Below are 10836 nucleotides of genomic sequence, written 5' to 3'. Positions count from 1 at the left end.
GTATTCAATCATTATAACCTGAATTAACGATTATTTTATCATTAAAAACCATAAAAGTTTATATAAGGAAACCATAATATGGATAATAATTGATTGCTTAAAGGTATTTACAATTTGTTAACAAATTTGTTTTATACGGTAATATTATGAGTGGTATTTATTAGCCTGAATATTTTACCGGTTCAATGGAATAGAGAGATTTTTGTCCAGAAATAAAGCTAATAATTAAATACAAAGCATTATAGATATTTTGTTCTTACTTAACTTAAATTAAACCGTGTTAAAAATGAAAAGACCCTAACCACAAAAAAACAGATTTATCTTGTTGGTTGAGATAAACGTTTGGCAATTTCTCAGTACAATAGCCTGCGTTTGTTCGTTGAAACGGCATATGATGATGTGCACAGCGACAATCCAGCTTATGAAAATAAAAAACAGACGGTTCTGGAAACGGGAGCTTGTCTGTACTTGTAAGTTGACAGTGATAAGGAGAGCTGATTTTGAGTCCTCCTAAACTACCTAAAAAAGAGGTGTGAAATGGTTAACAATGTGTTGAAAGTCTCCACATTAACCTTATTGGTCGCATGTAATGTCCATGCTGCAACAGTTGATTTGCGGGTAATGGAAACATCTGATGTTCACAGTAACCTGATTGATTTTGATTACTTTAAGGATAAGCCTACAGAACAATTTGGTTTGGTACGCACAGCGAGTTTAGTTAAAGCAGCCAAAGCAGAAGCCTCTAACACCATTCTGGTCGATAACGGTGATTTGATTCAAGGTAGCCCACTGGCTGATTACGTGGCAGCAAAAGGTCTTAAAAAAGGGGAGTCTCATCCAGCACATCAGTTAATGAATACAATGGGTTATACCGTGGGTAACTTTGGTAACCACGAGTTTAACTTTGGTTTGGATTATCTGAAAAAAGCCATTGCTGGTGCGAAGTTCCCTTATATCAATGCCAACATCATGGATGCGAAAACCGGTAAGAACTATTTCACCCCCTATATTATTGTTGATACGTCGGTAAAAGACCGAGAGGGTAAAAATCATACCATCAAGATTGGCTATATCGGTTTTGTACCGCCACAGATTGTTATCTGGGATAAGGTCAATCTGGATGGGAAAGTTGTCGTTAACGATATTACTGAAACCGCGAAAAAATTTGTTCCTCAAATGAAAAAAGCGGGTGCGGATTTGATAATTGCTATTCCTCACTCCGGCTTTTCCAAGGAGCCTTATAAGGCAATGGCTGAGAACTCGGTTTATTACTTGAGTGAGGTTAAAGGCATTGATGCGGTTATGTTTGGTCACTCACATGGTGTGTTTCCAAGTAAAGAATTTGCAGACATTAAAGGCGTTGATATTGCCAAAGGTACGGTTAACGGTGTTCCGGCTGTTATGCCCGGCCAATGGGGTGATCATTTAGGTGTTGTTGATATGGTTATCGACAACGAGGGCGGGGCATGGAAAGTGACGGAAGCAAAAGCGGAAGCGCGCCCGATTTATGACAAAGTGAATAAAAAGGCACTGGTTGAGCGTGATAGTGAGTTGGCAAAAATTATCGATCAAGCTCATCAGGGAACGCAGGGTTTTGTAGGCAAATTGATTGGCAAAGCGTCTGCCAATATGTATAGCTATTTGGCTTTGATTCAAAGTGACCCGACAGTGCAGATTGTGAATGATGCACAAGCCGATTACACGCGGCGTTTTATTCAAGGTGATCCCGATTTAGCCGATATTCCTGTTCTGGCTGCTGCGGCGCCATTCAAAGTTGGCGGACGTAAAAATGCACCCGCAGAGTTTGTTGAAGTTGAAAAAGGTGATTTGACCTTCCGTAACGCAGCAGATTTATATCTCTATTCCAATACACTGGCTGTTGTAAAGGTCACCGGCGCTGATGTGCTTGAATGGTTGGAGTGTTCGGCCGGCATGTATAACCAGATTGATCCAAATTCAACTCAGCCACAGTATCTGTTGAACTGGAGCGGCTTCCGTACTTATAACTTCGACATGATTAGTGGTGTGAATTATAAGATTGATCTGACTCAGCCCGCTAAATATGACGTTGATTGCCAGATCATCAATCAAGGGGCGAATCGTATTAAGGAGCTGACTTACCAAGGTAAACCGATCGATCCTCAAGCTAAATTTCTCATTGCTACCAATAATTACCGCGCCTATGGCGGTAAATTTGCCGGCACAGGCGAAGATCACATCGCATTCGCTTCACCGGATGAGAACCGCGCCATTTTGGCTGCTTACATTGTCAAAATGTCTCAACAGAAAGGGATAGTAACGACCAAAGCAGAGAATAACTGGTCGATTATGCCAATCAAAACTGACAAGAAATTGGATATCCGTTTCGAAACGTCTCCAAGTGAGAAAGCGGCGAAATTCATCAACGCATTTTCTCAATATCCAGTGCAATATTTGGAAAATGATGATATCGGTTTTGCGGTGTATCAAATTGATCTGACTGAAAAAAAATAATTTTAATAGTCGCCTGCCCTAATTTGGGCGGGTTTTTGTTTGTTTACCATCAACAGGGAAATAATTTCCCATAAAGGAATTAAGATGCGTTTTTTTAATTTATTATCAGCAATATTCGTTTTACTGATTGTAGGTTGCGTGAAGCAACCAGAAGTGACTGACTCGTTGGCATCTCTATCGGCATGGGAAGAGGAGGCATCTTGTATCTTACCTGCTACTCCGCCGAAAGATTATGACTTCGTTGCCAAAAATGACCGTTATGGTCAGAACGCAACCGCATCGACAGATTACTTCAAACTGGCTATTAGTTATTCGCCAGCATTTTGTAAGAGCAAAGCAAAGAATATTGAGCGCCTGAAAAAGAGTAACAAATTTGCTGAAGCGCAGCGTGAATATGAAAAGTTTGAATTGCAATGTTTCTCCGAAAACAAATTTAGTTGGGTAATTCACGGCTTGTGGGCACAAACCTGCAACAGTAAATCAATGACGCAGTGCCGTGATTGGTCTGATGTCCGCAAACATCCACGTCTTTGTAAAGGGGATTTGCCGCCACTGGATTATCAGGTGATTAAACCTTATCTGTGCGCTTCTCCAGGGGCAGATCTGTTACAAGCTGAGTGGGAAAAACATGGTGTTTGCGCGTTTGCAACGCCAGATCAATTTTTCAGTAAACAGCAGGAACTGTTCGATGGATTGGTATTGCCGAGTGATCGTCCATCTAATGAACAGTTAATTAAGTTCCTCCAGAAAAATAACCCATCGTTGAAGGGGAAAGCCATTCAGATCAATCGTAATGAATTTTACATTTGCTACAGCAAAAATTTCGAAGTGATTGATTGTCCAAAGCGTGAGTTGTGATTGTTCTTCTTTCTATAAAGGAAGATCACAGTGATGTGCCTGACCCGCGGTAGCGTGGGTCAGGTTTACTTCTCTTAATAGTCGATATATCCCTTTCAGAGGATATTTTCTTTCCTATCCTTTATAGAGGATAAACTTGATTTTATCCCCTACAGGGTATATTTTGTATTTATCCGTTATAGGGGATAATTATGAAGATTACATCACCAGCGATGCTTGCACTTGCAATGAGAGAGGCCCGTAAAAAAAGCAAATTGACTCAGCGGGAAACAGCTGATCGGGTCGGTATTAAACAGAGCACGGTATCGGGGTTCGAGAAGTATCCAGAGGGCAGTAAGATTGAGACGTTGTTTAAGTTACTCTCCGCGCTGGAACTGGAGCTTCATGTATCAGAGCGCGGGGGTTCACAAAGGACGAGTACCGGTTGGAAAGAGGAGTGGTAATCAATGAAGGCGTTGACGGTTGCACTTAATGGTTTTGAGGTAGGAACGCTATTTCGTGATGGCACTGGTGCGATGTCATTTCAATACAAAGATGAATGGCGGCGCCCCCAGGGAAGCACCCCCACGAGTCATATCTTCAAATTGCCAATGGCACTACGAGGAAAGAATCGCCAATATAACTGGGCGTATATCCAGCCTCGTCATTTTTCATCTACCGCTCAGCACGTCGGATTTTCTCATGAGACAACCGAAAGCCTGATGATGCAAATGGGGGAAATGTCAGGCGCTGTAATCGACCAAATTGCGCGTGAATTGCCCAAGGACTTCCCAAGTAACATTAGCGAACCGATCTTTGAGGGGCTTGATAAGCAGGCTAAAAAACTCCGTGCTGGATAAATCAGTTACAGGAAAGGTGGTGTGATCGCCATAAGATAACGAACAATTTCCCACTAAGGAAATATGTCTCGAATTTGTATTTAATCCTTACTCTCTCTAGAGAAGGCAATATTAATCTTTTAATTTCTCGTTTTTTGGGTTTCATTCTTTTTCTCTTTTGTGATGTTTTTTTATGAAAAAAGTAGCGGAAAGTATTAATTGAAATCATTAATGATAATAGCTTGGTAAAATAGTTGATTCCTTTGAGGGCGCTCAATCTGGTTTGAACGATTTTATCAATCGCTAAATCAACACATAACACTAACTGGATCGAATTATGTCTATTATGGCGCTTATATCCCGAAATGGATGGCACCTGATGCAGAAAACTACCCAGAAAAAACATGAGATAAAACGCTGCTCGCAGGCTTACGGCAATTCACGTCAAGGCCATTCCCTCTCTTCTGTTATCTGAATGCTGTGTACTGTATAGAGACCTGCAAAACATAAACATCAATGTCACCTAAGCAACGAATTGATAAAGGGTTTCAAGATCTGATGTTATAGAATATTATCAAAATTAGATCTGAAATTGACTAATTTATCCGTAATTAACTTAATCAATTTAAATGTTGATCTATATATGACAAATAGAAATGTTATTTGGTTAGTAAAGCCTGTAAGTTATCAGGCCATTTTGAAACGTTGCCCTGGCTGTGAAGTCAAAAAGGAGTTTTATCCAGCCGGTACTTTTAGGGTTAATGCGCAAAAGAAAGTTTTGGATGTGTGGAGTATCTATAAATGTGAAAAGTGTGATTACACGTGGAATATTGATATTTTTTCCAGGATTCATGTCAACAAATTGGAAAGCAATTTGTATGAACGGTTTTTGCATAATGATCAAGATGAAATACGACGCTATGCTTTTGATTATCACGTATTGGCAAAAAATAGAGCTGAACTCGGCGCTGCTCCTGACTTTATCATAGAAGGTAAAGAGCTTCAGGACATCGCTCAAATTCCAGCGGCGGAGATCACAATACAGCTTGAATATCCTATTCCTATCAGATTGATCTCAATCTTGACCAAAAAGCTTTCGTTGTCACGGAGTCGAGTGGCCAGGCTCGTTGATCAAGGCACTATTCAGGGAGTAGCCGAAACGGAATTAAATAAAAAGTTAAAGCGAGATATCACTCTTAGTATTAATGTTAACAATTTATTGCAAGAATATGATAGTTATTGCGTCTAAATGACGCCAGGTTTCCTGGAGATGACATGGCAGTAAGAGTGGATGAATGAAATGAATATGATAAAGAAATGGTGGGTGCTCACGGCTGTTTCAGTCGCGTTATCGCTGGTTGCTATCGATATGACAGTGTTATATACCGCGTTACCGAGTCTGACCCACAGTTTGGGGGCGAATACAACGGAAAAGTTATGGATAGTGAATATCTATCCTCTTGTCGTCTCTGGGCTGTTATTAGGCGCAGGTACCTTGGGAGATCGCATCGGGCATAAGCGGTTGTTTGTTTATGGTCTCGTAATCTTTGGATTCTCATCCTTGATAGCGGCCTACTCTTATTCGCCGGAAATGTTGGTTGTTTCTCGGGCATTATTAGGGGTTGGGGCGGCAATAATGATGCCTGCCACACTGTCGATTATCGCTTTGACATTCGAAGATGAAGATGAGAAATCATTTGCCATTGGGATTTGGACAGCGGTTGCTTCTGGCGGCGCGGCAATAGGTCCCCTGATTGGCGGCTTATTGCTTGAATATTTTTGGTGGGGATCAGTGTTTCTGATCAACGTTCCTCTGGTGATTGTGACATTAATTCTGTCGTGGTTGTTTGTCCCAACGGCGAAAACAGATTCGTCTCATCCGTGGGATCTTATTGGCTCATTGCAGATCATGGTTGTCTTGATAAGTTTCGCCTATGCCATCAAGGAGTTTGCTAAACAAGATCCCTCCTATATCGGGATATTGGCCGCTTTCACCCTGACGATAGGTTTTCTGGCGCTGTTTATTCGACGGCAGAAACGCAGTGTGCATCCATTGATTGATTTTAACCTTTTCAAAAGTCCGGCCTTCTCATCTGCGGTGATCTCTGGGCTGGCGGCTTCCGCCTGTTTGATGGGCATTAATCTGGTGTTAAGCCAGCGTTTGCAACTGGTATTGTCATTAACACCTTTGCAAGCCGGGCTCTATTTTCTGCCTTTTTCATTGGGCGCGATTGTCGCAAGTCCTGTGAGTGGTTGGATTCTTCCTCGTTTAGGCAGTGAACGATTCCTCATTACCTCTTTGTTGGTGTATGCCTTTGCCATACTGGCTCTCATGGCGAGTTTCTCGATGCCTCTACCTTTGCAGGTAGTTTGCTTTTTTGTGCTGGGGACATGTATTGGGGCAACAATGACTGCGGCGTCCAGTACTATCATGCAGGCTGTACCGCCAAATCGGGCAGGTATGGCGGCATCCGTTGAAGAGGTTTCCTATGAATTGGGCGGCGGGTTGGGCATTGCTATCATGGGTAGCATTATGTCAGTCATCTATAGCTATTTCATTGAAATTCCAGTGGATTCTCCCATCTACGATGCGGCTAAAGATGGTATTGATGGCGCGTTGATTGCGGCAAAAGGCATGGCACCGGATGCGGGGCAGGCTTTGGTCAGCCTGGCTAAGTCAGCGTTCGACGAGGCTGTTTTTTCTGTGATGGGCGCTGCGTCCCTGCTTCTCCTGATAATAGCGGTGTCGGTATGGTTCAATTTCCGCCGCTCCTCACAGAGTGATGCATCTCATGCCGTGATTCATCGTCAGTGAAATAGGTGACACCCGTCGCTTCTTAATCGGAAGTTAATGGTTGAATAAGGGAGCCGCGTTTTTGCTGGTTCCCTGACCCAACACACTGACGGCTCGCCGGGTTAGTTCCTCGGCCAGGTATTCCGAGCCGCTTCCTTTCCTCATCTATCAGTCGGACAACGACTAGCCTAACTTGGAGCGGCGAACCTGGTTGCTCCTTTAGCTTCATGGGTACGTCTGGGTTTAGCCTTGATATTCCCCTGAATGAACAACTGGGTAGCCGTGCATCATTGACTATTACCCGTAATGGCGTGACCGAACGTACCATTCATGGTTTGATAGCCGGTGCCGGCCCTGCACGCTACCGCTTCCTTATCTTCACTTGGAGGTTGAATGAGCAGCTCCCCTGGCCAGGTCATCCCTTTAGTTAATATCCCATTTTGTTGTTATCTGACAACGCAAGGTGAGATGACCGGAACCTTACCGGTTCAACAATGATTCTGAACATTCTTTAGCGGCTTTTTCAAGGATCACCTCATATAAAGAAATTGCCAGATCTGAGTTATATACCCTTCATCTTTCAAGCTGCTGCTTTGTTGGCTGCTTTCACTCACCCCAGTCACATCGTTGTCTATGCTCCTGAGGATTCGTTCATTTGCCGCCGCGTTGCAACTCGAAATCTATTAGGTATACATAGATTGCTCGAATGAAACATATTTTTATATTTTTACCTCGGAATAATCATATTGAATTTGAATCAGGAATAGATAGAATGTTTATCATTATAATTAATCCCATTATTTATAAAATTTTTGCTTAATAGGATTTCCATTTTTATCAAAATATCGACTGGGCCAAATAACTGAAGGATGTATTCCGAGTTTGTCCGCAATAATTTTTTCTCCCTTAGGCCATCGGCGAACTAATGCATTTGATAGTGTCGATGAATTCAGTCCCGATTCCCGTGATAATGCGGCAAGTGTTGTGCCACGTTTACGCAATTCAGCAATAATATCTGCTGGATGCCAGTCGTTTTGAGTCGTTATCATATCGGCTTACTTCTCCTATTGGTTTATGATGGTGATTCAAACAGGCTCCATGAGCCAGTGTTCATTTCCGGTGAACAAAACCTTTTCCACCAGAACCGTTATCACAAGGGCGATAACAGACACACTGGCAAAAATTTTCTTACTAATATCCATGAACACAAAATCATATACAATTTGAATACGTGACCAATTAAACACGCATTTATGAGTTTGGAAGCTTATTCATTGTAATAGAGTCGGATTGAATAATGGTTTTAGAAACCCTCTCAGGTTCATCCAGAAAATTAGTAATCAAAGCACCGACAAAATAAAGCGTAGCAATGATACAAGTGACACCAGTTGCCCCTAGGCTATTTATAAATAAACCAACAATGGCAGGGCCAATCACTACAGATAAACCCGTCCCTAAATTCAGTACTGACATGACAGCTCCTTTGTCTTTTTCTACCAGATTAGCGGACATTGCATCCAACGGGATATAACCTGCGACACCCGCTCCCCAGCAAATTCCACATATGAGTACTATGGCGTAATTTGTTCCAACAAATTGTGGTGCAAAAAACAGAAGCAATGAAGCAACGCCAGTCAGGACCCCGCCACCCCAAATAATCGTCCTTTTATAACCTATTTTGTCTCCTGCTATACCCCAGACCAAATTAAATAGAATATTACTCGTAAAAGCGGTTCCCCAAATGCCTAGCCACTGAGTTGTAGTAAAACCCTGAGAAATCATATATACCGGTAAATAAACAGGAAAGGCGTATTGAGAAAGTGAATTTATGATTCGAAGGATACAAGAAATAAATAGTTTTGGATATTCCTTAAGAATAGTTATCCCCTTCAAAACCTCCTTTATATTTTCAAGGGTATTATTGTTACTTTGGGGTTTAATGTTATCGCGATTGAGAACCAGAGCAAAAAAAGCGCCAACAATAATAAATATCAGTGTTGTCCATAACGTATTAATATGACCTAATTCTTCTACTGCCCAACTCGCATAAAAAGTGGCTAATACTTGCATTCCGCCTGAAAAAACAAAATAAAACCATCCATATGCTGTACTGAGTTTGACAACAGGACTTCTATAGGCAATCCACACTGAAAATGAGTAGGCAAATAGCGGATATCCGAAACCTTTAATGGCCTGTGCCATCAATAAAAGTGGATACGACATTTCTTTTAAGCCTAGGCTGACGAAACCTACGGTGCCAACAACACAAAAAATTGTGCCTACTAGCATGGTTCGTTTAGCCCCAAATGCCTCAAAAAATACGCCAGCAAACCAAGAAGATATGGCTACACTTATGCCGTAAATACTAAATAGTGTGGAAACGTCCTGGATACTTAATCCATTATCTACCAGATAGGGGCTTAGCCAGCCTATTTCTATTCCATTACCAATCATAAAGGCCAAAATACCCAAATATCCCCATGATAATGTGCTGGGTATACCTATTCGTCCTAAAAAACCACTCGTATTCTGCTTCATTTCAAACCCTACAATTAAATATTTTTTCAGCATTCAAAATTTTTAAATACTTAGCTTAGTTTTACTTCACTATCAGACAGACGTTATATTGCAAGCGTCTTTTCAATTTTTATAATCTATTGTGTATTATGGGAAACAGTTTAAGGTTATTTTCTCGATTTCCTGGATAGATAGGATCAATATGCTGCGCAAACACTTTTATATTCTTGGTCGCACTGGAAATTGGCGCTATGTCTGTGTATTGAGCAGAAAAAATAATATCAACCCCATATTTTTCACAGAGTTTGTCAGCCTCTACTAACAGTGCTATTGCGTCTTTTCCGAACAAATAAGCTTTAGGACTCATTTCAAAAAATGGTTTACTGATTTCAAAAACACGCTTCACAAAATCCCCTAATTCAACATTTTCTTCAAAAATATTGCGGTCTCAGGTAATGTTTTAGATGGCTCTCCATAGGTACTACATTCCAGATTGAGAAAACCATTATATTAACGCATTAAAACCCGCCTGCCAGTCAATGGCGCCATAGCCAGGAAGCAAACGGTTATTGTCACTCATTAAATGTCCGTAAATCTCATCGGTAAAGGAAAATTCACACGGAATAATGCCCGTACTTTCCCTTAAATTCAGAACTTCTTCATGTAACTCTTCGTTCCATTGGCAATAATTCATAAATAGAGCAATGCCATCGTAGCCCCATTTGTACAACAGGTTGGCCTGTTCAGTTAAATAATTCCCCGGCAACATTAGGTTCGAACATGATATTTTCATCATAAAATCCATTTCAAACGTTGTAATTTTTAAGTTAAAAAAATAGGTACTGCTGTTTTTAAAAAGTATCAGTTTCCTGACTTTTCATGTGTAATTTCCAGATTTTGATCCGGTTAATTGACCGTTATATCGGAAATATTCTATATGATGAGAGTCAATCTCCAGAAATTCAAACGTTATAACTCTAAGTTTTAAATAAAGGTCATCATTAGTCAAGCAGGAAGTTTACAGTCTGATAACAAAATCTGCTTTTTGTGATAGCGTTCCATTTTTTTGGCAGCATTAATAAACAGAATGTTTTAACTACGTTCTTTAATTGGAAAGCATAAAAATCTATGGTCACCCTCGTTTTTGCAACACTAATTTTGATGAATGTTGGGCTTGCTTAAATCTATCAATCTATCCGGCGTCAATATGGGCAAGAATGCCCCACCGTTTTTGTGCTCTCTCGCCTGTTCAATTACACGTGCCCGCATTTCCGGGCTTTCTTGCGTTAGCAATTCTTTGTAATTAGGCATAATTATTTCTCCAAGTTGTCCAAATGACGATGGTACTCAAAATCA

Annotated in this window: 13 protein-coding genes; 8 read left to right on the top strand and 5 right to left on the bottom strand. The window is 41.0% G+C overall.

Going from position 1 to position 10836, the window contains the following annotated elements:
- Positions 1-342 precede the first annotated feature (342 nt).
- From D3222_RS26500 to D3222_RS19735, 8 genes are all read left to right on the top strand, one after another.
- Complete coding sequence (locus tag D3222_RS26500; protein ID WP_255417047.1) at positions 343-474, top strand: hypothetical protein; 132 nt, start codon at positions 343-345, stop codon at positions 472-474.
- Positions 475-537: 63 nt separating this feature from the next.
- The gene (locus D3222_RS19775; RefSeq protein ID WP_118987668.1) at positions 538-2493 is read left to right on the top strand and encodes a bifunctional 2',3'-cyclic-nucleotide 2'-phosphodiesterase/3'-nucleotidase; all 1956 of its coding nucleotides are present in this window, start codon (positions 538-540) and stop codon (positions 2491-2493) included.
- Positions 2494-2577: 84 nt separating this feature from the next.
- Entirely contained in the window at positions 2578-3351 is a 774-nt protein-coding gene (locus D3222_RS19770; protein WP_118987667.1) for a ribonuclease T2 family protein, read from the top strand.
- A gap of 191 nt (positions 3352-3542) precedes the next feature.
- A complete protein-coding gene (locus tag D3222_RS19765; protein ID WP_118987666.1) occupies positions 3543-3794 on the top strand; it encodes a helix-turn-helix domain-containing protein in 252 nt (83 codons plus the stop codon).
- A 3-nt stretch (positions 3795-3797) separates the two neighbouring features.
- Positions 3798-4190, top strand: coding sequence for a HipA N-terminal domain-containing protein (locus tag D3222_RS19760; protein ID WP_118987665.1), 393 nt, complete (start codon positions 3798-3800; stop codon positions 4188-4190).
- Between the two features lie 622 nt (positions 4191-4812).
- Positions 4813-5418: a DUF1062 domain-containing protein gene (locus D3222_RS19750; RefSeq protein WP_118987663.1), complete on the top strand. Its 606-nt coding sequence runs from the start codon at positions 4813-4815 to the stop codon at positions 5416-5418.
- Between the two features lie 51 nt (positions 5419-5469).
- Entirely contained in the window at positions 5470-6984 is a 1515-nt protein-coding gene (locus D3222_RS19745) for an MFS transporter (RefSeq protein WP_118987670.1), read from the top strand.
- Between the two features lie 206 nt (positions 6985-7190).
- On the top strand, positions 7191-7394 hold the full coding sequence (locus D3222_RS19735; RefSeq protein ID WP_118987661.1) for a hypothetical protein: 204 nt from the start codon (positions 7191-7193) through the stop codon (positions 7392-7394).
- A gap of 366 nt (positions 7395-7760) precedes the next feature.
- Here D3222_RS19735 and D3222_RS19730 read toward each other — a convergent pair whose 3' ends face one another.
- The 5 genes from D3222_RS19730 to D3222_RS25160 all read right to left on the bottom strand — a co-directional run bounded on the left by D3222_RS19730 (position 7761) and on the right by D3222_RS25160 (position 10791).
- A complete protein-coding gene (locus tag D3222_RS19730) occupies positions 7761-8012 on the bottom strand; it encodes a helix-turn-helix domain-containing protein (RefSeq protein WP_118987660.1) in 252 nt (83 codons plus the stop codon).
- A 202-nt stretch (positions 8013-8214) separates the two neighbouring features.
- Positions 8215-9501, bottom strand: a complete 1287-nt coding sequence (locus D3222_RS19725) for an MFS transporter (protein WP_118987659.1) — start codon at positions 9499-9501, stop codon at positions 8215-8217.
- Positions 9502-9610: 109 nt separating this feature from the next.
- Positions 9611-9886: a hypothetical protein gene (locus tag D3222_RS19720; RefSeq protein WP_118987658.1), complete on the bottom strand. Its 276-nt coding sequence runs from the start codon at positions 9884-9886 to the stop codon at positions 9611-9613.
- A gap of 99 nt (positions 9887-9985) precedes the next feature.
- Positions 9986-10273, bottom strand: coding sequence for a hypothetical protein (locus D3222_RS19715; RefSeq protein ID WP_157975376.1), 288 nt, complete (start codon positions 10271-10273; stop codon positions 9986-9988).
- A gap of 359 nt (positions 10274-10632) precedes the next feature.
- Positions 10633-10791, bottom strand: coding sequence for a hypothetical protein (locus D3222_RS25160; protein WP_157975375.1), 159 nt, complete (start codon positions 10789-10791; stop codon positions 10633-10635).
- Positions 10792-10836 lie beyond the last annotated feature (45 nt).

Origin of the sequence: Photorhabdus sp. CRCIA-P01 (assembly GCF_003545805.1) — a bacterium.
Lineage (GTDB): Bacteria > Pseudomonadota > Gammaproteobacteria > Enterobacterales > Enterobacteriaceae > Photorhabdus > Photorhabdus antumapuensis.
The sequence above is the reverse complement of the archived record's forward strand: the minus strand, read 5'-3'. Positions and strand labels throughout refer to the sequence as shown.

What these genes read in the sequence shown, in the direction of transcription:
- D3222_RS19775 (WP_118987668.1), top strand. Translation starts at nt 538, where the DNA reads ATGGTTAACAATGTGTTGAAAGTCTCCACATTAACCTTATTGGTCGCA.
- D3222_RS19770 (WP_118987667.1), top strand. Translation starts at nt 2,578, where the DNA reads ATGCGTTTTTTTAATTTATTATCAGCAATATTCGTTTTACTGATTGTA.
- D3222_RS19765 (WP_118987666.1), top strand. Translation starts at nt 3,543, where the DNA reads ATGAAGATTACATCACCAGCGATGCTTGCACTTGCAATGAGAGAGGCC.
- D3222_RS19760 (WP_118987665.1), top strand. Translation starts at nt 3,798, where the DNA reads ATGAAGGCGTTGACGGTTGCACTTAATGGTTTTGAGGTAGGAACGCTA.
- D3222_RS19750 (WP_118987663.1), top strand. Translation starts at nt 4,813, where the DNA reads ATGACAAATAGAAATGTTATTTGGTTAGTAAAGCCTGTAAGTTATCAG.
- D3222_RS19745 (WP_118987670.1), top strand. Translation starts at nt 5,470, where the DNA reads ATGAATATGATAAAGAAATGGTGGGTGCTCACGGCTGTTTCAGTCGCG.
- D3222_RS19735 (WP_118987661.1), top strand. Translation starts at nt 7,191, where the DNA reads ATGGGTACGTCTGGGTTTAGCCTTGATATTCCCCTGAATGAACAACTG.
- D3222_RS19730 (WP_118987660.1), bottom strand. Translation starts at nt 8,012, where the DNA reads ATGATAACGACTCAAAACGACTGGCATCCAGCAGATATTATTGCTGAA.
- D3222_RS19725 (WP_118987659.1), bottom strand. Translation starts at nt 9,501, where the DNA reads ATGAAGCAGAATACGAGTGGTTTTTTAGGACGAATAGGTATACCCAGC.
- D3222_RS19715 (WP_157975376.1), bottom strand. Translation starts at nt 10,273, where the DNA reads ATGAAAATATCATGTTCGAACCTAATGTTGCCGGGGAATTATTTAACT.
- D3222_RS25160 (WP_157975375.1), bottom strand. Translation starts at nt 10,791, where the DNA reads ATGCCTAATTACAAAGAATTGCTAACGCAAGAAAGCCCGGAAATGCGG.